We start from the raw sequence: 23426 nt of genomic DNA, 5'->3' as shown, positions 1-23426 counted from the left end.
ACAGTCTCTTAATCATTCGAACGTAGCTTAACGAATTGAAATCGCTGCGCGCATAAATCGAAGTTACCATGCCTTTGCTACGCTCGAACACAGCGGACAAATTCATTGTGGACCGCAGGAAACCGCATCGCAACAGCGATGTGGCGCGCGCGGTGCGCAGGACGCGTGACCGTCTCTCGCAGCAGGCCGGCAATCTCGACTTCGACCGCGAACTCCTGAAGCTGCACGCTCGCTCGATGATGGGTGGAGTGATCGCGATTCCGCTGCTTGTGCTGGCGATCGCGGCAGCAGGCCTGCTTACCGGAATGGACAAGCAGATCGCCGTCTGGGCGCTGTTCATGCTCATCTGCTACACCGTCGTTTCGTTCATGGCGCGTCGCGTCGAACGCGCGGAAGCGTCCGAACTCGACCCGTCGCGAAAGCAAAGGGATTTCCTGATCGGCCACTCGCTATGCGGCCTCGGCTGGGCCTGGTTCGCCTGGCTCGGTTGCGCAACCTGCCAGATCGACCAGTTCCAGGTGGTCAAGGCGATGGTATTGCTGGTTGCCATGGCGGCGACCGCCGTCATGGCCTCGTCGCTGAGCGGCGCCCTGCTGGCGACCTTTGCCGTTCCTGTGGCGGTCTATGCCTATGCCGGCGCACGGTTCTGGATGCCGATCGAGGTGATCATGGCCGCGCTGCTGGTCGCAGCCTTGCCCTTCTTCATCTATGTCGCGCGCAATCTCAACCGTTCGTCAGTGATGCTTTTGTCGTTCCGGTCCGAAAAGGACGCTTTGATCGCCGAGGTCGAGACGGCGAAATCGATGTCGGACGAAGCGCGGCGGCGGGCTGAGGATGCCAATCTGGCCAAGTCGCGTTTTCTCGCCTCGATGAGCCATGAGCTCAGAACGCCGCTCAATGCCATCCTCGGCTTTTCCGAGGTGATGGCCAACGAGGTGCTCGGGCCGATGAGCAACCCGACCTACCGCGACTACGCCCATGACGTGCATGAGTCCGGCCAGCATCTGCTCGACCTGATCAACGAGATCCTCGACCTCTCCCGCATCGAGGCGGGCCGCTACCAGCTCAACGAGGAACCGGTGATGCTGCTCAGCATCGCCGAAGATTGTTGCCACATGATGGAGTTGAAGGCGCGCAACAAGGACATCCGCGTCGTCCAGGATTTCGAAACCACCTTGCCGCGCCTGTTTGCCGACGAGCGCGCGGTGAGGCAGATCACGCTCAACCTCTTGTCCAACGCCATCAAATTCACCGCATCCAGCGGCGAGGTCCGCGTGCGCGTCGGATGGACTGCCGGCGGCGGGCAATACATCTCGGTCAAGGACAATGGCCCGGGCATACCGGAAGAAGAGATTCCGATCGTGCTGTCCGCCTTCGGCCAGGGCTCGATCGCCATCAAGAGCGCTGAACAGGGAACCGGGCTCGGTCTGCCGATCGTGCAGGGCCTGCTGGCCATGCATGGCGGCGAGTTCGAGCTTCATTCCAAGCTGCGCGAGGGCACCGAGGCGATCGCCATCTTCCCGTTCAGCCGGGTGATGGAGGAACTGCCGGCTCTGCCCACCAAGGCGGTCGCCGCGCGCAGGCGCTGAATCAGTTTCGAACAGCCGCCGCCATACCCGAACTGGTGAGTGCGGCGGCCTTGACCAGACCGGCGGCGAGTGCGGCCCCTACCCCTTCGCCGTGGCTCACGCCAAGGTCGAGCAGCGGCCGAAGGCCAAGCCGTTCGGCGGCCTTTGCGTGCCCCGTCTCCGGCGACAGGCTGGCCAGAAGACAATGGTCGAGCGCAGCCCTGTTGGCGGCATGCAACGCCGCTGCCGCGGCGGTCGCGGCAAATCCATCGAGCAACACCGGGATCTTCTGCATGCGGGCAGCCAGGATGGCACCGGCTATTGCCGCGAACTCGCGGCCGCCAACCCGGCGCAAGGCCTCGAGAGGATCGCGCAAGGCGTCGGCATGGAAAGCAAGCGCCGTGTCGACCACCTCGGCCTTGCGCGCCAGCATTGCGGCATCGGCGCCCGATCCCGCTCCAACCCAGTCGGCGCCGCCGCCGCCGAACAGCGCGGCGCACAGGGCGGCGGCGACGGTGGAATTGCCGACGCCAAGATCGCCGAGGCAAAGCAGGTCACTGCCACCGGCAATCGCTTCCATGCCGAAGGCCATGGTGGCAGCGCAGCCGCGCTCGTCGAGTGCGGCGTCCTCGGTGATGTCCTCGGTGGGGATATGGAGCGCGAGGTCGAAAACCTTCAGGCCTAGATCATTGGCGATGCAGATCTGGTTGATCGCAGCACCCCCGGCCGCACAAAGCTCGACGGCATTGGCGGTGGCCGCCACCGGCCGCGGCGAAATGCCGTGACGGGCGACGCCATGGTTGCCGGCAAAGATCGCGACCAAAGGCCGGTTCACCGCCGGCGGGGCGCGGCCACTCCAGGCGGCGAGCCAGGCGGCGATGTCCTCGACACGGCCAAGCGATCCCCCGGGCTTGTCGGCCTTGGCAAACAGTGTGCGGACACGCGCCTCGGCCTGCGCATCGGCCGGCGGCAGGTTTGCCAGCAGGTTGCGAAAATCGTCGAAAGGCAGTGCGCTGGTCATGTCGGTGGCGATCGTTGCTGGAGCTGGTCAGCGGCATAGCCGCCTTCCCCGGCCGGCACAACCTTCGGTCTTGCCGTGAAAACGCTCGCCGAGGGCGCAATCCCGAGGGCTTGCATTGGCCTTGGCGTTGCACCATGTGGAGGTAACGCAAGAGAATATCATGACGGCCATCGAATCCCCATGCATCCTGGTTTGTTCGATCGACATGAAAACCGGCTTCTGTTTCGGCTGTGGCCGCACGCGCGAGGAAATCGGCGCCTGGATCGGTATGACCCCGGAAACGCGCCGCAGCGTCATGGCCGAATTGCCAGCAAGGCTGGAAACGGTCGAGCGGCGACCGCGCCGGGAAACGCGCCGCACGCGCATGGCGCGCGAGCGCGATGTGCTCTCGTGAGACGGCAAAGCCAATGAGCCGACTGTTCTGGATAGTGATGGTCGTGATCGGCGCGGGACTGATCCTGCTGATGATCAACGATTCGGCCGGCAGCACTTTCGGTGTCGAAAACTATGATTTCAGCCGGCTGATCTGGCTTGGCGCGATCGCTGCGCTGATCGGCGCCGGCCTCATTCGCTCAGGCCGGTCACTGGGCGATATGGCCCGCAATCTCGGCACCTGGGCCGTCATCGCGCTGGCGCTGATCGCCGGCTATCAGTACCGCTACGAGCTGCAGGATATTGCCAGCCGGGTGACCGCCGGCTTCGTTCCCGGCAGCCCCTTGGCGCTGGGCGTGGAAGACGGCCACGCGACGGTGACGCTGGACAAGGCCGACACTGGCCATTTCGAAGCCCGCATCATGATCAATGGCGCACCGATCCGCGCCGTCGTCGACACCGGCGCGACCAGCATCGTGCTGACGGCGGAAGACGCTCAGGCTGCGGGCTTCAACCCTGCTGCCCTCAACTTCACCATACCGGTCTCGACCGCCAACGGCATGGCACGCGCCGCCGCCGTGAAGACCGACGAAGTGGCGATCGGCGGCATCGTGCGCAAGGACATGCCGGTGATGATCGCGGCGCCCGGCATGCTCGGCCAGTCCCTGCTCGGCATGAACTTCATCAGCTCGTTGTCGGGTTTCGACGTGCGCGGCGACCGGATGATCCTCAGGGACTGAAATCCGTCAGGCGGCTTCCGCGGCAGCGCTGCTGAAATCGACGGCGGCAAAGGCCATCTTCAGCACATCCGGTCCGGCGCCCGGCCTCGTCGCGTCGGTCGACAGGATCTGCCGGTAGCGGCGTGCACCGGGCAGGCCGTGGAACAGGCCGACCATGTGGCGGGTGACATGGCCAAGCCGTCCGCCCTTCTCGATGTGGCGCGCCGCATAGACCGCCATGGCATCGATCAGCGCGGCAAAATCGAAGGCGCCGGATGTCTCGCCGTAGAAGGCCGCGTCGACACCGCCCAGGATGCCCGGCGTATGATAGGCGGCGCGGCCGAGCATGACGCCGTCGACATGATCGAGGTGGAGACGCGCCGCTTCCAGTGATTGAATGCCGCCATTGACACCGATGAATTCGTTCGGTTTTCTGGTCTTCAACCGATAGACGCGGTCATAGTCGAGTGGCGGGATGTCGCGGTTTTCCTTCGGGCTCAGCCCCTCCAGCCACGCCTTGCGGGCATGCACCCACAGCGCGTCGGCGCCGGCTGCCAAAACGCCGTCGGCCAGCGCATCGAGCGCCGGCTCGGGGTCCTGCTCGTCGACGCCGATGCGGCATTTGACGGTGACGGGAATTTTCACCGCGGTCTTCATCGCCGCAACGCAATCGGCGACCAGCACCGGCGTCTTCATCAGGCAGGCGCCGAACGTGCCCGACTGGACGCGATCCGACGGGCAGCCGACATTGAGGTTGATCTCGTCATAGCCGAAGGCCTCGCCGATGCGCGCGGCCTCGGCCAGCTTCTGCGGATCGGAACCGCCGAGCTGCAGCGCCACCGGATGCTCCGCCTCGTCGAAGCCGAGCAGCCGTTCCCGCGCACCCTGGATGATCGCGTCGGCCACCACCATCTCGGTGTAGAGCAGCGCACGGCGCGTCAACTGACGGTGGAAGAACCGGCAATGCCGGTCCGTCCAGTCCATCATGGGGGCTATCGCCAGCCGGTTGATCAACATGCTCATCGTATTCGTTTCCGCGAGGCGCGTTCGCCCGGCAGCAACGATCGGTTCGGCCTAGCGAGCCGCACCATCTAGTCTATTCCTGAATTTTTTCAATTGTCTCGCACAAGGATTGCGCCGATCAGGGAAACCACGGTTGATCCGGATCACGCCGGTCTCTGGAGCAATAGCAATAAGTGGCTGAGAGCCGACCGTGTCGGTGTGAATGTGTCCGATTAGTCCGGATTGGCTAGCAAGTTTGCATCGCCGGATAGGCGGGCTTTGTCGCATTGGAAGACAGCACGGCCCGATCGAAGCCTCTGAGCAGGCTGGCCATGCCGTCATGGAACGCCTCATCGCCGAGTTCGGTGATGGGCTGGACGAAGCTCTTGGCGACCTCTTCATGCGTCAGAGCACAAGATCCGTGCTGCTCTCGAGGCAGAGGGCGTGCAATTCACCAACGGCAATCATCCGGGCGTCAGATTGCGGCGACCGTGATCGACTATGAATCGACCAACGTCTGGTGGGCTGGCGTCGAGTTGAGGCGGGATAGGTAACGGCCAATTGGGCGAGTTATGCAATGACCGCAATGGGGCCGGAAGCGGAATGGCAGCTTCTGGCTTCGTAGCGAAGATTGCAGACATTCAACCTGCTGAAAGGTCGTGGACTGGCCCCGATGCTGACCTTCCACAGCGTTAAAGGAAGATCAGCTGTCAAGGCATATGAGGGCGTCCAAGCTCAAGATCGTGCGTGCCATCGTCGAAATGTACAGCAAGCCTCGCCTTTCGATCGACCTCCAGCCTGAAGATGTCTGGGCGGCCATAGTGTCCGGCCACGTCGAGCGATCTTCGTGCGGCGCGGGCCGCGTCTACGTCTAGGTCGGCATAGAGAATTCCTTTCACCCGATGCAGCGGGCCAGCAGCAACGCCGCCGAATGGTTTCACCACTACGGCGTCGCCCGGATTGATCCATTCGTCCTCGGCAAAGAGCTTGCTGCGATCAGGAAAATCTTCCGGGATATCGATGGCCTCCAGGGCTGTCGCGGTGCTCAATACCCAGCAGCCACCTTCGCGAGCGATATGCTTCATGGTTGTAAGCCAAGTCTCGCCGCTGTCCCAGGTGGGCGCAACATAGATGTCGATATTCTGGGCATAAAGCGCGAAGCGGGCGAGCGGCATGTAGCTCTCCCAACAGATCAGCGAGCCGACGCGGCCGATCGGTGTTTCGACGACGCGAAGGCCGCTGGCGTCGCCGAAGCCCCATACCATCCGCTCGGGATTGGTCGGCATCAGCTTGCGATGGCTGTTGAGGATCGAGCCGTCAGACCCAATCGTCACGACCGTATTATAGAGGGTCGATCCGCTGCGCTGGGAGTCGATCTCGTTCAGTCCCATGACGACGATCATCCCGTGCTGCGCCGCCGCTTCCCGTAGCCGGTCGAGGCCTCCGGCGGAGATGTCCACAGAGTTGCGGCGGAGCTTTGCATGGAGGGAATTGGCAAGCGTCATGTCACCGCCCGGGCGCAGCCGCCATATCCAGATCGGGTAACCGGGCAGATAGGCTTCGGGAAAAACGATGAGCTTCGCCCCCTCTGCCGCGGCCTCGGCGATTGATGCGATTGCGTGCTCGTAAGTCGCTTCGAGGTCGAGCAGCACCGGCGGCTTCTGCGAGATCGCTATCCTGGTGTCCATCGCATAGACTCCCTAGAAGATCGTGGCGACGGGGTGCCCCAGCGCCATCGCGCCCGCATACTGAGCCTGCGGCCCAGTCTGGAGCGGATGGAAGCGGGCGCCCTGGATGTCTCGAAAGCAACGCTCCAGCCCATTCCGTCTGTAGAACCCCACGCCGCCACCCAGTTCCAGCGCGAGTTCGACGGTCCGTATCGCATGATCGGCGACGAGAGAACGGCCGATCATCACTTCATTGACCGCGTCTGCCGAAGGGGCATTGAGGTCGACCGTTTCCAGCATCCAGCGGTGAGCGAGGCGCGCGGCGCGGAGCGAGGTCTCCATTCGACCTGCGAGGTCGAGACTGTGGGGTGTCGGTGCCTTGCGTTTCGCCAGGTCTACCGCAAGGTCGCGCGCACGCTCTGCAACACCGAGATAGACGGCGTAGATCAGCGGGAATGCGATCGTGGCGATTATCTGAAACACCGGGTGCCACTCTCCGGCACTGCGCGAAAATGTAACACCCGCTTCGGGTATGAACAGGTTGTCGATGACCACGTCATTCGAACCGGTACCGCGCATTCCGAGCACCTTCCACGTTTGCTCAACGCGCACTTCCGGGGCCTTCATCGGGGCGGCGAAGTGGATCACCGTGTTAGTTCCTTCCACCACGGCACCGGTCATCAGCAGATCTCCGGCCTCGGCGCCGGAGGTGAAGCCCTTGCGCGCGGATATTCGATAGCCGCCATCGACCTTGGTCGCCCTGCCGGAACCGCCGATCCAGTCGGAGCCGCCGCTCGAGAGCAAGATCAGTCGCTCAGCGGCGACCCGTCTCAGAATTGGTTCTACCGCTGCGATCTTCTGGTGGCGCCAGCGCCAAACCGGAATGGCGACCTGATGGGTATGCATCGAAAAGGCAAGAGCGGTGGATCCGCACGCTTGGGCGAGCATGCGCAACATGTTGGCAAGTTCCGGTATTTCTGCGCCTTTGCCGCCCAACTCGCGGGGGACGCCAGCCTCAACCAGACCGGCCTCCTTCAGGAGAACGTAATTCTCGGCTACGAAACGATCGTTCTCGTCAAATTCGGCAGTGCGGGCGGCGAGCTTGGGCGCAAGGCCTTGCGCTATGGCAACGACGTCGCTGGCCTCGTTGACCGTGTCGACCGTAGGTGAACCTGCCGAGGTGCTTAGTGTTGCGTTCAGTGACATGAGATCCTCCATCTATAGGAGGCTGAAGGATCGTCGGTAATGGCCGGACGTTCTAGTTCAGCATCTGTACTGCCCGCTATTTCCGAAAGCCTCGATGTGCGGTAACTTCTCGAACGGCCGAGTAGCGAGGTGGCCAATGGAAGAGCGCGGAAGTTACGGCCAGTTCTGTCCCGTATCGATGGCATCAGAAATCCTGTGCAGTCGCTGGACCACGCTGGTGGTGCGCGAGCTTCTTTGCGGCAGCACCCGCTTCAGCGACTTGCGGCGCGGGCTGCCCAAGATGTCCCCCGCCCTGCTCTCCAAGCGCCTCAAGGAACTGCGGGCCGCCGGCGTCGTAGTCACCTTGCCGAGGGCCAACGGCTCCGTCGAATATCGGCTGTCCGAGGCCGGGGAGGAACTACGGCCCTTGATCATGGGGCTCGGCAAATGGGCGCAGCGCTGGATGGAGTCCCGGCTTTCGCTGAAGAACCTCGACCCGTCCCTACTCATGTGGGATATGCGTCGTAGCCTCAATGTGAAGCTGCTGCCCGAGCGGAGGTGTATGATACAGTTTCTGTATTCCGAGCTTCCACCCTCCCAAAAAAGCTGGTGGCTCGTGACCGAAGGAGGCACGGTCGACCTCTGCAATTTCGATCCAGGCCACGAACTTGACCTTCTCGTAACGAGTTCGCTGCGCTCCATGACGGCAATCTGGATGGGGCTGACGACGATCAAGCAGGAAGCCGCCAACGGCCAGCTGCAGATCGAAGGCGACCCGGCGCTCGCGCAATCAATGCAGCAATGGCTTGGACTGAGCGCATTCGTCCACGAGCCTCGGCGGGTGCAGTAGAGATTGGCCAAAGGGGCGCTTTCAGCCAATTCCAGAAGTTCCCGAGCCGTGGCGATTGTCCGCCTCTGGCCGACAGCGGACTGGCAGCTTCAGGCTGCGGAAGCTTCAAGAGCGGACATTCAGGTCGGCGGGGGCATCGTCGTGAGCTGACCCAATCCGGACCTCGCAGGCGCCATGGAAGAAAGTCCGAGTAATCCGAAGAGCGACGGTATGACGGTAGGATTCTCATGCATCCATGAGGACGCAAACCCCGGCTATCTACAAGTGAGTTATGTCGTGAACAGCAGAACTCTCCTCCAGGGCGGAAGGGCGTACAACGGACCGAAATCGGAATGCCGCAGGACTCACGCTTTCGTTTCGTGGTTGGCTCGCGGCATCACCAACAGGACAATTGCTACTCGATCAGTTTCAACAGATCCTTGTAGCGCGGATGGCTGCGGATGGGATCGAAATCCGAATCGTTCTTGAACCATGATTTCATGTGGTCCCCTACCAGCCGCAAATAAGGCTCCAGCAGGTCGATGGCATGGTCGGCCTCGCCGAGCAGCGAATAGACGCAGGCGATATTGTACATGGCATTGTTGTCGTCCGGATCGATCGCCAGAGCGCGATCGGCCCATTCCTTGGCCCGGTCGTGCTGGCCGAGAGCGATGAGCGCGATGGCGCCCAGTTGCGCGGGATCGGAATTCTCCGGGTGCAGCTTCAGCGCCCGCTCCGCCCGCTCGAGTCCCACCTCGGCAAGCCTGGCCTCCTCGTCGCGACGTCCAAGGGAATGCAGAGCGTTCATGACCAGCAGCGGCGACCGGTAGTCGTCGGGATTGATCTCGGCGCAACGATCATAGAGCTCGACCGCCTTTTCAAAATCTCCTTCCGCAAACGAGTGGCGGGCGTAGAAATAGTGGCCTTCGTAGGAATTTGCATCGAGCGCGATCACGCGTTCGAATTCAGCGACTGCCTCCGCGTGACGGCCATTGGTCGACAGGGCAAGGCCATGCGAGGCGTGCACTTCGGCGAGATTGGGATCAAGCGCCAGCGCCTTGGCGCAAGTCGAAAAAAGCGACTCCAGCGATATTTCGGCACCGTGCCAGGCGTGCAGAACCGAATCGCAATCAGCGATGCCGGCATAAGCGCGCGCATAGTTGGGATCGAGATCCGTCGCCCGAGAGAACAACCGTCGCGCAAGTTGCAATGAGCCCTTGGTGCGCGTGTGGAAAAATTCCCGTCCCCTCAAATAGTTGGTATAGGCCTCGACGTTTTCTGTTGGCACCTGCGCGATGGCCTCGCTTTCCTCCGGCAGCAGCTTGACCTTGAGCTGATCGACGATGGTGTTGGTGATCTCGTCCTGGATCGCAAAAATATCGGTGAGGTCGCGGTCATAGCGATCAGCCCAAAGATGGCCGCCGGTCGCGCCATCGATGAGCTGGCCGGTGATGCGCACGCGCTGGCCAGCCTTGCGGACGCTGCCTTCGAGAAGAAACTTCACGCCAAGCTCTTGTGCCGCCTGCTGCAGCTTCACCGACTTGCCCTTGTAGGTGAACACCGTGTTGCGGCCGACCACAAACAGGCCGGAGATTTTCGAGAGATCGGTGATGATGTCCTCGGTGATGCCGTCGGAGAAGTATTCCTGTTCAGGGTCGCCGCTCATGTTGTTGAACGGCAGCACAGCGATCGACGGCTTTTCCTTCGCCGGCGCTGGCTTGGGCGACGCCGCGCCGTTCGCCACGCACGGCGGCGGAACGCCGGCGAAGAGGTCGACATTGTAGACTCGAACCGGCCGGTCGATGTTCTTCAGCGTCTGCTCGCCGGTGTCCTCGAAGGAGAGGTCGAGCCGATTGCCGACATTGTCGCGGACGGAACCGGACACGGCGACGCCGCCAGGCTTGGCAATGCTCTCGATGCGCGCCGCGATGTTGACGCCGTCGCCATAGATGTCGTTGTCCTCGAAGATGATGTCGCCGAGATGGACGCCGATGCGGAACTCGATGCGGCGGTCCTCCGGCACGTCGACATTGCGTTCGCGCATCCGGCGCTGGATGTCGGCGGCACAGGCGACCGCGTTCACCACGCTTGGGAATTCGACCAGCATGCCATCTCCCGTGAGCTTGACGATGCGGCCCTGGTGCTCGGCGATCTTGCCGTCAGCCATCTCGCGCCGATGCGTCTTGAGCGCCGACAGCGTGCCGGCTTCGTCAAGCCCCATCAGCCTGGAATAGCCGACCACGTCGGCGGCAAGGATGGCGGTAAGCCGGCGTTCCATTGCTATCTCGCAAGCTCCAGCACCGTCTGCCAGCGCGGAAGGCTGTGAAGCAGATCAAAATCCGAGTCTTGCAGAACCCACGCTTTCATTTCGTGGTTGGCGCGCGGCATCACCCTTTCGAGCATGTCGAACACCCGGTCGAAATCACCGAGGAAGCAGTGGAAGCAGGCAAGGTTGTATTGGGTCAGGACATCGTCGGGGTCGATCGCGAAAGCGCGCGCGGCCCACTCCTTCGCCCGATCGAACTCGCCAAGTCCGGCGAGCGCATTGGCGCCGAGGTAGGCAGGGCGGGGATTTTCCGGATTCCTTGCAAACTCGCGCTCGGCTCGTTCAACACCCCTGCGAGCCGTCTCCCCTTGTTCCTCATGCCGTCCCAACGTGCGATAGATCTGAATCAGCAGAAGCAGGGATTGGTAGTCGTTGGGGTCTATCTCGGCGGCGCGCTCCCAGTGGACGGCGGCCTTTTCGAGCTTTCCCCGCGCATAACAGCTGCGGGCGTAGAAATAGTGGGCTTCGAACAGGTTGGGATTGCCCGCGATCGCCTGCTCGAATTCTCGGTCCGCTTCGTCGTACCGCTGGCCGACCGAGAGGGCCAGTCCGCGCGAGGCATGCGCTTCGGCCAGTCCGCTTTCGATCTCGAGCGCCTTGGCGGCGTTGGCCAGTATGCCGTCGAGCGACACCTCCTCGCTGTAGTCGAGGAACAGGAAGGAGTCGCAATCGGCGCTGCCCGCATAGGCGCGCGCATAGAGCGGGTCGAGCTCGATCGCCATCGTGAACATCCGTCTGGCGAGCCGGTAGTTCAGCTTTGTGCCGCGGTGGAAAAACTCACGGCCCCTCAGATAGTAGGTGTAAGCCTCGACACTCTCGGTCGGCGACGCCTCGATCGCCTTCTTTTCTTCCGGCAGCAGCCTGACCTTGAGCTGGTCGACGATCGTTTTTGTGATCTCGTCCTGAATAGCGAAGATGTCAGTCAGGTCGCGGTCGTAACGATCGGCCCACAGATGCGTGCCGTCCTTGCCGTCGATCAGCTGCGCGGTGATGCGCACGCGCTGGCCGGCCTTGCGGACGCTGCCTTCAAGCACAGTTGCGACATTGAAGCGCCGGCTGACCTCCTGCACGTCGACGGACTTGCTCTTGTAGGTGAACACCGAATTGCGGGCGATCACCGACAGGCCGGAGATCTTCGAGAGATCGGTGATGATGTCTTCGGTGATGCCGTCGGAGAAGTATTCCTGCTCGGGGTCGCCGCTCATGTTGTTGAACGGCAGCACAGCGATCGAAGGCTTTGCCTTGGCAGCAGGCTCAGCCTTGACCTGCACTGCCGTTGCAGCGGGCAGCGGCGGTCGCGCGCCTGCAAAGAGGTCGACGTTGTAGACTCTGACCGGCCGCTCGATGTTCTTCAGCGTCTGCTCGCCGGTGTCCTCGAAGGAGAGATCGAGCCGGTTGCCAACATTGTCGCGAACCGAGCCGGACACCGCGACGCCGCCGGGCTTGGCGATGCTTTCGATGCGCGCCGCGATGTTGACGCCGTCGCCATAGATGTCGTTGTCCTCGAAGATGATGTCACCGAGATGGACGCCGATGCGGAATTCGATGCGGCGCTCCTCCGGCACGTCGACATTGCGCTCGCGCATCCGGCGCTGGATGTCAGCGGCGCATGCCACTGCGTTCACCACGCTCGGGAACTCGACAAGCATGCCGTCGCCGGTGAGCTTGACGATGCGGCCCTGGTGTTCGGCGATCTTGCCGTCAGCCATTTCACGGCGATGGGTTTTCAACGCCGACAGCGTGCCGGCCTCGTCAAGGCCCATAAGGCGGCTGTAACCGACGACGTCGGCGGCCAATATTGCGGTCAGGCGGCGTTCCATAGTCGGTTGGCCCGCTTGTTTCGGAGATATACCTTAGCAGTTCTCCCGCGTCGCAAGCGGTTTTTCGTCGACCAGAGGAAGAATACCGGCTTCCGCACAAGGGCAAGCAGATCAAGCACAGCTCGAATGTCCGTTCATGCCGCGATCCGGCCTGTCGCGAACGCGAACTTTTGACCCCAAAGCCGCCATTTGGCGGCGAACCCATAGACGGCCGCTTCTGGCGCGAACATGACCTCCAGCATTGTCACCCACGATGTCCGCTTCCGGGCGGAGGCAAAGGTTGCCTCTATGACGGAGATCGGCGCAAAACGGACAGTCAAGAATGTCCACTATTGACCATTCGGGACCTTCCGCGCTGCTTCGGCGATGGCGCTGCCCATTAGTGTCCGGATCGAATAGGATAGTTCCCGATTGAGAGGAACGAGGCTTTGTCCGAGCAGCAGGTTGAGCGACGTCTGGCCGCCATCTTGGCTGCGGACGTTGTGGGCTACAGCCGTCTCATGGAGGCCAATGAAGAGCGCACGCTGAGTGCGCTGCGCCAGCATCGTCGCGAGTTCTTCGATCCCACCGTAGCCCAGCACGGTGGCCGCATCTTCAAGGTGATGGGGGACGGCTGCTTGGTTGAGTTCGGTAGCGCGGCAATACTGCCTCCACAGCGCCGCGCGCGCAGACAGCATGGCGTCCATCAGCTCGACTGACAGCGGATCGTCCGCCACCGCCTGGCGCACCGCCTGCTCGAACGCCCCGGACGGCAGGCACGCCCTGTCCTTCGGGGCGTTCTTCAAGGTTGGACCGCCGCTGACACTGATCACGCTTGTTGCAGGCACCGCTTGGCTAGCGATGCACTAACGTCGCATAAAGTTTGCTCCAAATGCCCGAACGCGAGCCGGGTCTTGCCAGATTCGGAACGAGAAACCCGGCCGCGAGATCAAGGATGCATGCCTTGTATTGGAACCTCGTTGGGGCGGAGACGCGCGCGCCGAGGCGACCGGTCTGTACCTCGTAGAACAGTATAAAACTCGCGAAGACGGCACATGGGCTCTCTCCGGCATTGTGTCTGTCCTGTGCGATCTCAGCAAAGCGTAAGCGGTGTGCCGCTCACACCTGAGCAGATAATTCCGGTATTCGGCATCAAATGCCACGAGCCGTGGAGCGCTGCTGGGGTCGGAGGAAATACGGTCAACCGTTTTGAGGCCGGCCAGGATGCTCGTGTCAGCAGTGTCGACACGATGCGCACCGCCCTCGTATCGGCCGGCGTCGAGTTCATCCCGGAGAATGGCGGCGGCGCTGATGTGAGGCTGGCAAAGCCGCGGCCGCAGGCCGATCAGTTGCCCGAAGGCGAAGCCGGCATCATCGACAACAACAAGATGTAGGCGGTGCGGAGTTATATCGTTTTACACAATCCCTAGTTGCTAGACTCGCGCGACACACCGGCAGTTAATTTTACCTCTGCGCGAGGAGGAAAAAGGTCGCGAACTGGGGAGGATGTAGTCCATGAATGACGATTTCGGCATCGCCTATCCATCTGAAGATCAGCCTTACGAAGTTACCTCTTTCGCTAAAAAGCATGGCCTAACGATACGAGTTGCTGACGCCGTGCTTTTCGCCAAAGGCCCGTCGCGGATGGCTTGTGATGCTGCCGCATTGGCTTTCCTCTGTGCAGTCGCCCAATACGCTAAGAAACAACCGGCGCGCTAACCATGTCTGTGCAAAAAGAAGAAGACTATCGAACCAACAGAGCCGACTATGCGATTGCCGCGAGGCATGACCGAGCGACCGCTGATGGCGATCGCGATGAGCTACTGGCAAGAAAAAAGAAGTCCCTATGGCTAAGAGATCGGGAGCGTCCCAGCCGTGGCCTATACGGTGATTTGGTACGGGAGACAGGGTATCGCTGAAAAGACGCCCTTCGATACCGAGAAAGCCGCACGAGACCACGCGCAGGCGACATTTCTTGCTCGAAAGCAGGGTGACGGTATCGTAGCGGTGGAAGTTCGCAAAGACGACGGGACGGTTGTTTTCAGCCAGGCCGGAGGCAATTAAAGCCTCTCATGACCTAGATTGAAACGTCCAGCCCTTCCCATCAAGCGCTAGTGGTTGTCCAGTAGAATGGCTAGGTGCCTGGTAGCGGCGCTTTCCATAATCAGTTCCTCCAGCCATGTGTCGCCGACGGTCGATATGGGGACGCGACGTCTGACTATACGAAGCGCTTCAGAAATCGAAACTGCTGTGGATTTCGCGTGATCATCCAGGTAACGACCGACTTCAATCACGGCGTCTGCGTCTACGTTGGACGGCAATTCTCGCATGGCACACCCTCCTGCGGCATCCGAACCTTGCTGCCCAAAAGTATCGCGCTGAACAGCCAAAGAGTCGACACCGTCTTAAGGAGGTGGCAGAACTGCTCTCCAGCGCGCGTCTCGCCCTAGAGTCTAGCGCCGCTTGTCCGGCGTCTTCGGATGGCGGGTGAACGCCTGGTTGCGATCTGGGGCGCCCCGCCTCTCGGCACGGCTGGCAGAACAGCACTTTGATCAAGTCCCAATGCAGGCAGCCATAGTCCTCGCCGAGCCGGTCGACGAGCGTCTGGATATCGAGTTTCACATGCCTGTGGCATGTCATGCAGTCGACAGACAAGCCCGATCCGATCTGGAGCTTCTTGCCGAGTGTGTCCTCGACAAACGAATATTTCATGGTCATTGCGACAGGCGATCTCCGTTGAGGGGGTCGCCGCACGAGGGAGGATTATACTCCTGAACTCAGTCGCGCTGACAAGACCGCAGAGCCTCATCAGCGCGCGGGGATGAGCGCCGGGAGAATGGCGACCGGGAGGGCTTCTTCAACCGGCGCTCAATAGCGCGAGGGGTAGTCGCGCCATGCTTTTAGACTAGCACGAGCCCGTTATGGGCTCCCTGAGCCGATTGGATGACACAGGCTCATCTATATTACCTATCGCTTGACGAAGCAGCCGAACGTACCAGAATTGCGGGGCTTCGGAGGTCGGTTACGGTGTCACGACTCGCAACTTGGCTGCCTCCTGGTCGAACGAAACGCGGTTTCGCCCACCTTGTTTCGCTTTAAATACGCACCGACCCGCAGCGCGGAGGACATCCTGAGGATCTGCATTATGAGGGATTTCCGCACCGCCGATGCTGACAGTCACCCTCACGCCATTTTGTTGCCCTTTGACCCAGGGCCCCCCCTCGACAAGCCGACGGATGTTCTCCGCTATGGTAATCGCCTGCGCTTTGCGCACGTCGCGTAGCAAGACCCCAAACTCTTCCCCACCAAGGCGGCCAATTGAGTCGCCTGGGCGAGTCGTATAGACGAGCGCCTTCGCGATCCGAACCAGAGCCTCGTCACCCTTGGAATGTCCGTGCTCGTCATTGATCGAGGAGAAGTGATCTGGATCGATCAGGAGAAGCGTGTCGCATTCTCCTTCATCGCGGCTTCTGTCCATCCTTGCGATGAATTCACCGCGGCTAAGGAGCCCCGTCATCTGATCGTGGCTGGTTACGAAGGTGAGCCTGTCGTGCGCCTCTTTCAGGGCCGTATGCGACCTCTCCAACTTGTCACATGTATCCTGGATCGTTTCGGACTGGGCGAAGATGTAGGCGCTGACCGGCATTCCGATCAGAATGGGAATGAAGGTGCATTCGACCCAACTCAGCCAGTCGATCGGCATCTGCAACGCAAGTCTAGCCGTAAACGACAGACCGAACGTCGCGACGACTGCAATTGTCGTCACGATCAATGATTTGCCCAGAATACGCTTGGCGCGCGGCGTCATATTGTTTCTTTAGACATTGGCGCTGAACAGGCCGTTACCAAGTCGATTAAGATTATTCTGGCCTCAATGAGGGCGGTGATTTTTGCGATGGTTAAAATTCGAGTTTTTCGAATCTGCCGGCGTTAGTTTTCAAATGCTACCCCTTTGCTGAACGGACGGTGATCGTTGAATATGCGTGGCCCAGGTTGGATTAGAGACATACGGCAGGCAGAAGCTCGGCAGGTGCGAGATCGAATCGCTCAGCTTGAATGCGAACTGATCAATGCAGCCGCCGCCAGAGGCAAATCCAAGTTGCAAAACGTAGGTTACGAGCTTCGTTTGCAGAAAGCTCAGCTGGAACGCCTCGAACAATGCATAGCCTGGATGCCTAAGCGGTTATGATATTGCGCTTAAAGCTTGAGTGCATATTTCGTCACCCGGTGAACCTACCCCGCAAGCCGGTTAGGCGGCGACCCAAGAGGCGAACCATGCCAATGTATCTCTCGCGATTCAGCTATACGCCCGAGACCTGGGCGCGCTTGATCAAAAACCCTAGGATCGACGCGAGGCGGCCCGTTCGTACATCGAGTCGGTGGGCGGAAAGCTGCACGGATTCTGGTATGCTTCGGAGAGCATGATGGCTGGAATCTGTGGGAGGCGCCAGACAACGTGTCGATGGCATCGGTCGTGCTTGCCATCGGTGCGGGGGGAGCGCTCAGCTCGTACGAGACCACCGTTCTCCTAAGCGTCGAAGAGACTATGGAAGCCCTTGGGAAGGCGAAGTCGATCCGGTATCGCCAGCCGGGATCGTAAAAGACCGGCCACTGAGCCCCACCAGCGCGCGTTCTTGCCGGCCGCTGTCCTGCCCCGCGCGTCCTGAGGCATGCCTGTGACCTGCCCTATACCTACGTCGCCCGCTTCTCGCCTTCGCTGATCTTGGCTCTTCGCGTCTTGCCCGAGCTGGCCATCTCGGCCCCGAGCGGCGCCTGCCGGATCTGCCTGAGAATCTGACAGCCCCAAACGGTTCCCCCCCTTGCGGTGATCCGCGCGGCGCTTTCAGCCGCCGGTGTCGAGTTCATCCCCGAGAACGGCGGCGGCGCCGGGGGTGATTCAGCCTAGGGTGCACCCCGCCGATTTGCCGCCCTTTCTGTCCGTTTTCGCGACGAGACCAGATGCGGCAAATCAGGCGCGGCTAGCGACCAAGGCTCCGCCCAAGAAAAAGCTAGGCGACTTTGAGTTCCTTGATCGCCTTCTCGAAGGCGGACTTGATCGGCTTGGATACGTCCTCGACGGCTTTGGTCGTGACGGCCTGGAGTTCCTTGGCCTGCTCGACCGCCATTTCAACCTGGCTGCGGACGAAGGCGGTCTGCAGTTCAACGAATTCGGAAGGCGACTTAACGGCAATTAGGGCTTCAAAGTGCGAGAAGGCGGCTTCAGTATTGACGCGCAGAAGGGCAATTGTCTTCAGCGATAGATCGCTGCCAACGGCTTTGGCGGTTTCGACGCTCGACTCAAGAGCCTTCTGGGCGTCTTCAGAGCCGGCCTTGAATTTGGTAAGAACTTCTTTCGACCTTTCGACGCCCTTTTCAGCGGCAGCGCGGAACTCGGCCGTAGCCTTGGCCGGATCGAAGGTCGGTAAGGCGGTGCCTTCAATGGTATCAGGGGTTTTTTCAGCGGTGGGCATAGTTTCCATCCTTCAGTGAACACCCCCAAAGCCCCGTTCATTTATGAAACCGACACAGCCCAATAGCAATATTTTTGTGCGTTGCACCATGAATTTCTTCCCCTGCGGTAACCAAGCGCTGAAGGCAGGGCAGCGCCTGCAATCGCTGACGGAAACGGAACCTGGGGCGCCCGCATGCCTCTCATTCCGATTTTTTCCCGATTCTTGCCCCAGGACCCGCTCCATGGGCAGCTTGTCCGGGGCCACGATATGAACTTCGGTGTCGCGCGACCGGAGGCCCGCGGCGACTTCCAGGCCAATGAAACTGGCACCGAGCACGACGGCGCGACGTGCAGTTGTGGCTCGCTCGATCCTTGAGTAAAAGCTTTCTCCGCGCAGCGGAATCCAATCCTCCGGCGCTTTGCCTGTGCGGTAGTTTCTTCACGGTAATGGCGCCGGGCGCCGGGCGCCGGCCGGGCAGCGGCTGATAGTGCCCGATCCATTCGTCCGCCGGACGTGATGGGTTCTCACTGCAACAGACACCATCATCAGGTATAGTCCCTAAGCGATCGCCGACGGCGGAGGAAAGAGCAAATGTCCGTGGATGCCGCACCGAGAAAAGTGGACGCCGAATATGCGATTGAATACCTCCAGGAGCATCCGGAGGCCGGGCTTTGCTGCGAGGATGGGCGCTGGTGGATTACGCCGAACGCCAACGAGACCGATCAGCAGGTCCTGCTTCTTGATGTGGTCGAGGCTGAGCGGCTCAAAGATGATCCTCGCCTTCGACTGTTATCCGGGATCGCTCATGCGGGCCGGTCGCTCTGGGTCCTTCGGAGAATGACTTAGTTATGTGCCTCTAACACCCTGAGCGCCAGACTGTGTGACGTTGCCCCCAGTTTCTATCCGGTTTTGAGAAGGCTTTCGCGAAGTTCACGGCCATCGGATTGAGCGACGAAGGTGCAGCGCTGCTGCGCGATGAACACCCACCCTGCCCCGCAAACAGTACCCTCGCGAACACCCAACTCTTCCGAGGCAACCCGGAAATTGAGCTGGCGCACTGCGCTCTCGATTATGTGCAGTGAGTTTAGCGTAGCGCCAAACCACGATAATCTTGTGAAAAGTCCGATACTAGGGCACAATTTGTGAACGGAAGTGGACAGCTATCTCAAGTCCGGCCCTGTCGCGCCAAGTGACAGTTCGCGTCGGAGGAGCGGCGTCGATGGATCAGGGGTTCTTTCTTCTGTTCGCTGCGGCGTCCGTAGTCGCGGCTCTGACTTTGGTCCTGGCGCGGAATCCAGTTCATAGCGCATTGGCGCTGATGGCGTGTTTCCTGCAGGTATCGGCGATCTTCGTCTTGCTCGAGGCGCCGTTGCTCGCGGTCATCCAAATTTTCGTCTATGTCGGCGCGATCATGGTCCTGTTCCTATTCGTGATCATGATGATTGATGTGCGCGAAGCGGTGTTGCAGCGGTTCTTGCCGGGCAGCAACCTGCCTGTTCTGGTGCTGCTCGGCCTGCTTGGGATCGAGATGCTTGTACTGGTGCTCAGGAGCGATCGTTTTTCGGTCGCGGAGCCCGTCGCAATGCGCACCGGCGGTGAGGTCAGGCAACTCAGCACGACGCTTTTCGCCGACTATCTCCTGCCGTTTGAAGTCGCCTCCGTCATCCTGCTGGCGGCCCTGATAGGCGCCATCGTGCTGGCGCGTAAGGAGCCGCAGTGATGGTGCCGCTCTGGTGGTATATCGTGCTCGGAGTGGTCCTGTTCGTGATCGGTGCGGCGGGCGTACTGCTCAGGCGCAATATCCTGGTCGTGCTGATGTCGCTGGAACTGCTGCTCAACTCGGTCAACATCAATTTCATCGCTTTCGGGCACTACCACGACGACTTCCGCGGGCAGATTTTTGCAATCTTCGTCATCGCTATCACTGCGGCGGAGGTTGCCGTTGCCCTCGGTATCTTAGTCGCCCTCGCGAGGAACAAGGCCACCCTCAAGGTCGACGAAGTGACCATGATGAAAGGATAGCCGGTGATATCGATCCGGCCGCTGCTGGTCGTTGCTGTCGCAGTTCTGGCGGCCCTTGCAGTTCTCCTTCTAAACAAACGCGAGAAACTTCGCGATGCCGTCTCGCCGTTGGCCGCGATCGCCATGTTCGCAATTGTCGCGTCAATGGCGCCCACGGTACTGGCGGGCGGGACAGTCGATTTGCGCTTGTTCGAGATTCTGCCGGGGATCGACTTCGCTTTCCGTGTCGATGCGCTCGGCATGGTATTTGCCACCGTCTCATCGCTGCTGTGGATCGTGGCGTCGATCTATTCCATCGGCTACATGCGGCACTTGAATGAGCATGCGCAGACCCGGTTCTTCGCCTGCTTCGCCGCCAGCCTCGCGGCGGCCGCCGGGGGCGCCTTTGCCGCCAATCTGTTCACGTTGGTGATCTTCTACGAGGTACTGAGCCTCGTTACCTATCCGCTTGTCTACCACCACGAGGACGAGGAGGGATGGGCGGGCAGCCGCAAGTACCTCGTCTATTTGATGGGCGCGTCGAAAAGCGTACTTTTGGCCGCGCTGGCGTTGACTTACCACATTGCGGGATCGCTCGACTTTGTGCCGGGGGGACTGCTGGCGGGGGTCGACGCCTCGGCACCGCTGCTGGCCGTTGTCTATTTCTGCTACGTCTTCGGCTTCGCCAAGGCCGCGGTGATGCCGATGCACGCCTGGCTGCCTGCCGCGATGGTGGCGCCGACACCGGTTAGCGCGCTCTTGCATGCGGTGGCCGTCGTCAAGATGGGTGTGTTCTGCGTGCTGCGCGTGGTGTTCCACGTCTTCGGCACAGGACTGGTGGGCGGGCTGGGGCTAGGCATCGCCACGGCCTATGTGGTCTCGTTCACGATCCTGATGGCGTCCATCTACGCCTTGACGCGGGACGACCTGAAGGCACGGCTCGCCTATTCGACGGTCAGCCAGCTCTCCTACATCGTGCTGGGCGCGGTCCTGCTGTCGCCGGCCGCGATGGTCGGCGGGATCATCCACATCGCGGCGCATGCATTCTCGAAGATCACGCTCTTTTTCTGTGCCGGGGCGATCTATTGCGCGTCTGGCAAGCGGAACATCAGCGACATGGCCGGCATCGGCCGCAGACTGCCCTGGACGATGGGGGCGTTCTTCATCGGTTCGCTCAGCATGATCGGGGTGCCGCCGACTGGGGGCTTTATCAGCAAGTGGTATCTGGCGCTCGGCTCGGTGGAGGCCGGGGAGACCCCGTTCCTTATCGTGCTCTTGGTAAGTTCGGTCCTTAACGCCGCCTACTTCCTGCCGGTCACTTATGTCGCCTTTTTCGGGACGGAGGCGCAGGAATGCCCGGCGACCGTTCGTGAAAATCCGATGTTGACGGTCCCGCTGGTCGCGACCGCCATCCTGTCGGTGGCGATGGGCATCTTCCCGGACTATTTCCTCGCCCTGGCGGAAAGGGTCGTCAGATGATCAAGCGCGTCGTCGATTTCTTTGGCGATGAGAGACATGCGAAAAGGCGTCGCCGGCTATTCTATCTGGTGCTCGTCCTGATCATCATCGCCGACTTTCTGGTCTTCCGCGAACACGCCGAATACCTGTGGGAGCGGCTGCCTGGCTGGTCTGCCCTCTACGGCTTCGGCTCCTGTGTGCTTCTGATCTTCGTGTCCAAGTTTTTTGGCCATCAGTGCGGGCTGATGCGGCGCGAGGACTATTATGACTGACTTCGTCCATCCCGGCCTGCTGTTCATTCTCGGCGCGCTTCCTATCCCCCTCTTAAAAGGGTCAGTCCGCAAGGCCTATGTGCTGCTGATCCCAACGCTGGCGATCCTGGCCGTGCTCACGATGCAGCCTGGCGACTACGGCGCGGCGCAGTTCATCCAGCAGGAAATCATTGTTGCGAAGGTCGACAAGCTTAGCATCCTCTTCGCCACCGTTTTCAGCATCATGGCATTGATCGGCATGGTCTATGCCTTGCATCTGACGCACGCAGGACAGCATGTGGCGGCGTTCGTCTACGTCGGCAGCGCGCTCGGGGTAGTGTTCGCCGGCGACTACCTGACCCTGTTCCTGTTCTGGGAGGGTATGACGTTTGCCTCTGCCTACCTGGTCTTTGCCCAGCGCAGCGATCAGGCGCTCCGCGCAGGGTTCCGCTACCTCATGATCCATATCACCGGCAGCATTGCCCTGCTCGGCGGCATCATTCTCCATGGGTTCGCCACCGGTTCGCTGCTCTTCGGCCCGATCGAGGGGGGGCTGGGCTTGGCCACCTGCCTGATCCTTGCCGGGTTCTTGCTCAACGCCGCGGTCCCGCCACTCAACGCCTGGCTGACCGACGCCTACCCGGAAGCGACCGTCACCGGGGCCGTATTCATGAGCGCCTTCACCACGAAGACCGCCGTCTATGTGCTGGCGCGGGCGTTTCCGGGGACCGATCTTCTTGTCTGGCTCGGCATTGTGATGGCGCTTTACGGCGTTATCTACGCCGTGCTGGAGAACGATTGCCGGCGGCTCTTGGCCTATCACATCGTCAGTCAGGTGGGCTACATGGTGGCGGGCATCGGCATCGGAACCGAGATGGCGGTGAACGGCGCCGTCAGCCATGCCTTCGCGCATATCCTCTACAAGGCGCTCCTCTTCATGGGCGCGGGGGCGGTGATCCACGTCACCGGGCGGCGCAAGCTTACCGAACTCGGAGGGCTCTACAAAACCATGCCGGTAACCCTTGCGCTCTACATGGTTGGCGCCTTCGCGATCTCGGCATTCCCGTTCTTTTCAGGCTTCGTCACCAAGTCGATGGTGGTGGCCGCCGCCGGACAGGATCATCGCGCGCTGGTCGTGCTGGCGTTGACAATGGCGTCGTCAGGGACGTTCCTGCACACCGGGCTCAAGCTCCCCTACTACATGTTCTTCGGTACGGACCAAGGACTGGAAGCGCGAGAGCCGCCGCGCAACATGCTGGTTGCGATGGGGATGGCAGCGGTGCTCTGCATTGCGATCGGGATGTTCCCCCAGACGCTCTATGCGCTTCTGCCCCATCCGGTCGACTTCGAACCCTACATCGGCGTCCATGTCACCGAGAGCCTTGGCGTGCTGATGTTCACCGCCTTGGGCTTCGTTATCTTCCTCAGGGCGCTCGACCCCGAGAATACGATCAGCATCGATACCGACTGGTTCTACCGCATGGGCGCGCGGCGCTTCATGTGGCTCGCCGAAAAACCGCTGGCGCGCTACGAGAAGGCGGTGAGCGATGTGTCCGAGACTGCGGCGCTGCCCTTTCTGCACGGGATGGCACTGGCAGGACTGCGGATCGATCTCCACGGCGTGGACGCTTTCGTGAACGCCGTCGCTCGCGCGATTCTGCTCGGCGGTGGGGCGCTGCGGCGGCTCCAGAGCGGCGTCGTGACCCATTACGCGCTGGCGATGATTGTTGGTGTGATCGCGGGGATCGCCGTATTCGCAGTGGCGTGGCGGTAGG

21 protein-coding genes and 4 pseudogenes are annotated in these 23426 nt (G+C 61.2%); 15 read left to right on the top strand and 10 right to left on the bottom strand.

What is annotated here, in order from left to right; translation table 11 throughout:
• Positions 1–68 precede the first annotated feature (68 nt).
• On the top strand, positions 69–1589 hold the full coding sequence (locus tag ACSQ3Z_RS30790; RefSeq protein WP_436174983.1) for a sensor histidine kinase: 1521 nt from the start codon (positions 69–71) through the stop codon (positions 1587–1589).
• A gap of 1 nt (position 1590) precedes the next feature.
• Here ACSQ3Z_RS30790 and ACSQ3Z_RS30785 read toward each other — a convergent pair whose 3' ends face one another.
• Entirely contained in the window at positions 1591–2589 is a 999-nt protein-coding gene (locus ACSQ3Z_RS30785; RefSeq protein WP_436174982.1) for a nicotinate-nucleotide--dimethylbenzimidazole phosphoribosyltransferase, read from the bottom strand.
• Between the two features lie 160 nt (positions 2590–2749).
• Here ACSQ3Z_RS30785 and ACSQ3Z_RS30780 point away from each other — a divergent pair, with 160 nt between their 5' ends.
• On the top strand, positions 2750–2983 hold the full coding sequence (locus ACSQ3Z_RS30780) for a DUF1289 domain-containing protein (protein WP_006205202.1): 234 nt from the start codon (positions 2750–2752) through the stop codon (positions 2981–2983).
• Between the two features lie 13 nt (positions 2984–2996).
• Positions 2997–3701 carry a TIGR02281 family clan AA aspartic protease gene (locus ACSQ3Z_RS30775; RefSeq protein WP_436174981.1) on the top strand — a complete coding sequence of 235 codons (705 nt, stop codon included), beginning with the start codon at positions 2997–2999 and terminating at the stop codon, positions 3699–3701.
• A 6-nt stretch (positions 3702–3707) separates the two neighbouring features.
• Here ACSQ3Z_RS30775 and dusA read toward each other — a convergent pair whose 3' ends face one another.
• The 3 genes from dusA to ACSQ3Z_RS30760 form a co-directional block, all read right to left on the bottom strand.
• Positions 3708–4697, bottom strand: a complete 990-nt coding sequence (gene dusA / locus ACSQ3Z_RS30770; RefSeq protein WP_436175191.1) for a tRNA dihydrouridine(20/20a) synthase DusA — start codon at positions 4695–4697, stop codon at positions 3708–3710.
• Positions 4698–5392: 695 nt separating this feature from the next.
• Complete coding sequence (locus tag ACSQ3Z_RS30765) at positions 5393–6370, bottom strand: carbon-nitrogen hydrolase family protein (RefSeq protein WP_436174980.1); 978 nt, start codon at positions 6368–6370, stop codon at positions 5393–5395.
• 12 nt (positions 6371–6382) lie between these two features.
• Positions 6383–7555: an acyl-CoA dehydrogenase family protein gene (locus ACSQ3Z_RS30760; RefSeq protein ID WP_436174979.1), complete on the bottom strand. Its 1173-nt coding sequence runs from the start codon at positions 7553–7555 to the stop codon at positions 6383–6385.
• Between the two features lie 136 nt (positions 7556–7691).
• On the opposite strand from ACSQ3Z_RS30760, the gene ACSQ3Z_RS30755 reads away from it, so the two are divergent.
• Positions 7692–8384: a winged helix-turn-helix transcriptional regulator gene (locus ACSQ3Z_RS30755; protein WP_436174978.1), complete on the top strand. Its 693-nt coding sequence runs from the start codon at positions 7692–7694 to the stop codon at positions 8382–8384.
• A gap of 394 nt (positions 8385–8778) precedes the next feature.
• Here ACSQ3Z_RS30755 and ACSQ3Z_RS30750 read toward each other — a convergent pair whose 3' ends face one another.
• Positions 8779–10641, bottom strand: a complete 1863-nt coding sequence (locus tag ACSQ3Z_RS30750; protein WP_436174977.1) for a TPR end-of-group domain-containing protein — start codon at positions 10639–10641, stop codon at positions 8779–8781.
• Positions 10642–10643: 2 nt separating this feature from the next.
• Positions 10644–12509 (bottom strand): tetratricopeptide repeat protein, encoded by a 1866-nt coding sequence (locus tag ACSQ3Z_RS30745; protein WP_436174976.1) that lies wholly within the window; start codon positions 12507–12509, stop codon positions 10644–10646.
• A 428-nt stretch (positions 12510–12937) separates the two neighbouring features.
• Between ACSQ3Z_RS30745 and ACSQ3Z_RS30740 the strand changes: the two are divergent.
• Positions 12938–13144: pseudogene (locus ACSQ3Z_RS30740) on the top strand (adenylate/guanylate cyclase domain-containing protein); the annotation flags it as partial.
• Here the strand turns inward: ACSQ3Z_RS30740 and ACSQ3Z_RS30735 are convergent.
• Positions 13133–13255: pseudogene (locus ACSQ3Z_RS30735) on the bottom strand (IS110 family transposase); the annotation flags it as partial. The pseudogenes ACSQ3Z_RS30740 and ACSQ3Z_RS30735 overlap by 12 nt on opposite strands.
• A gap of 345 nt (positions 13256–13600) precedes the next feature.
• Between ACSQ3Z_RS30735 and ACSQ3Z_RS30730 the strand changes: the two are divergent.
• The 3 genes from ACSQ3Z_RS30730 (at position 13601) to ACSQ3Z_RS30720 (ending at position 14552) form a co-directional block, all read left to right on the top strand.
• A complete protein-coding gene (locus ACSQ3Z_RS30730) occupies positions 13601–13882 on the top strand; it encodes a hypothetical protein (RefSeq protein ID WP_436174975.1) in 282 nt (93 codons plus the stop codon).
• Positions 13883–14003: 121 nt separating this feature from the next.
• Positions 14004–14207: a hypothetical protein gene (locus ACSQ3Z_RS30725; protein WP_192183193.1), complete on the top strand. Its 204-nt coding sequence runs from the start codon at positions 14004–14006 to the stop codon at positions 14205–14207.
• Between the two features lie 156 nt (positions 14208–14363).
• On the top strand, positions 14364–14552 hold the full coding sequence (locus tag ACSQ3Z_RS30720) for a hypothetical protein (RefSeq protein ID WP_436174974.1): 189 nt from the start codon (positions 14364–14366) through the stop codon (positions 14550–14552).
• A gap of 958 nt (positions 14553–15510) precedes the next feature.
• Here ACSQ3Z_RS30720 and ACSQ3Z_RS30715 read toward each other — a convergent pair.
• Positions 15511–16296 carry a GGDEF domain-containing protein gene (locus ACSQ3Z_RS30715; protein ID WP_436174973.1) on the bottom strand — a complete coding sequence of 262 codons (786 nt, stop codon included), beginning with the start codon at positions 16294–16296 and terminating at the stop codon, positions 15511–15513.
• A 467-nt stretch (positions 16297–16763) separates the two neighbouring features.
• Here ACSQ3Z_RS30715 and ACSQ3Z_RS30710 point away from each other — a divergent pair.
• Positions 16764–17088: pseudogene (locus tag ACSQ3Z_RS30710) on the top strand (GYD domain-containing protein).
• Positions 17089–17497: 409 nt separating this feature from the next.
• Here the strand turns inward: ACSQ3Z_RS30710 and ACSQ3Z_RS30705 are convergent.
• Positions 17498–17968 carry a phasin gene (locus tag ACSQ3Z_RS30705; RefSeq protein ID WP_436174972.1) on the bottom strand — a complete coding sequence of 157 codons (471 nt, stop codon included), beginning with the start codon at positions 17966–17968 and terminating at the stop codon, positions 17498–17500.
• A gap of 183 nt (positions 17969–18151) precedes the next feature.
• Positions 18152–18379 (bottom strand): annotated as a pseudogene (locus tag ACSQ3Z_RS30700) (NAD-binding protein); the annotation flags it as partial.
• A gap of 153 nt (positions 18380–18532) precedes the next feature.
• On the opposite strand from ACSQ3Z_RS30700, the gene ACSQ3Z_RS30695 reads away from it, so the two are divergent.
• The 6 genes from ACSQ3Z_RS30695 to ACSQ3Z_RS30670 all read left to right on the top strand — a co-directional run bounded on the left by ACSQ3Z_RS30695 (position 18533) and on the right by ACSQ3Z_RS30670 (position 23425).
• A complete protein-coding gene (locus ACSQ3Z_RS30695) occupies positions 18533–18787 on the top strand; it encodes a hypothetical protein (protein ID WP_436174971.1) in 255 nt (84 codons plus the stop codon).
• A gap of 373 nt (positions 18788–19160) precedes the next feature.
• Positions 19161–19661, top strand: a complete 501-nt coding sequence (locus ACSQ3Z_RS30690) for an NADH-quinone oxidoreductase subunit J family protein (protein ID WP_436174970.1) — start codon at positions 19161–19163, stop codon at positions 19659–19661.
• Positions 19661–19963 (top strand): NADH-quinone oxidoreductase subunit NuoK, encoded by a 303-nt coding sequence (gene nuoK / locus ACSQ3Z_RS30685; protein ID WP_436174969.1) that lies wholly within the window; start codon positions 19661–19663, stop codon positions 19961–19963. Before ACSQ3Z_RS30690 ends, nuoK begins: the two co-directional genes overlap by 1 nt.
• A gap of 3 nt (positions 19964–19966) precedes the next feature.
• On the top strand, positions 19967–21421 hold the full coding sequence (locus ACSQ3Z_RS30680) for a monovalent cation/H+ antiporter subunit D family protein (protein WP_436174968.1): 1455 nt from the start codon (positions 19967–19969) through the stop codon (positions 21419–21421).
• Positions 21418–21672: a hypothetical protein gene (locus ACSQ3Z_RS30675; protein ID WP_436174967.1), complete on the top strand. Its 255-nt coding sequence runs from the start codon at positions 21418–21420 to the stop codon at positions 21670–21672. The genes ACSQ3Z_RS30680 and ACSQ3Z_RS30675 overlap by 4 nt, the downstream gene beginning before the upstream one ends.
• Positions 21665–23425, top strand: a complete 1761-nt coding sequence (locus ACSQ3Z_RS30670) for a Na(+)/H(+) antiporter subunit D (protein ID WP_436174966.1) — start codon at positions 21665–21667, stop codon at positions 23423–23425. The genes ACSQ3Z_RS30675 and ACSQ3Z_RS30670 overlap by 8 nt, the downstream gene beginning before the upstream one ends.
• Position 23426: the final 1 nt, after the last annotated feature.

Source organism: Mesorhizobium sp. LjNodule214, assembly GCF_964252735.1.
GTDB lineage: Bacteria > Pseudomonadota > Alphaproteobacteria > Rhizobiales > Rhizobiaceae > Mesorhizobium.
This window is presented reverse-complemented; position numbering and strand designations above follow the sequence as displayed.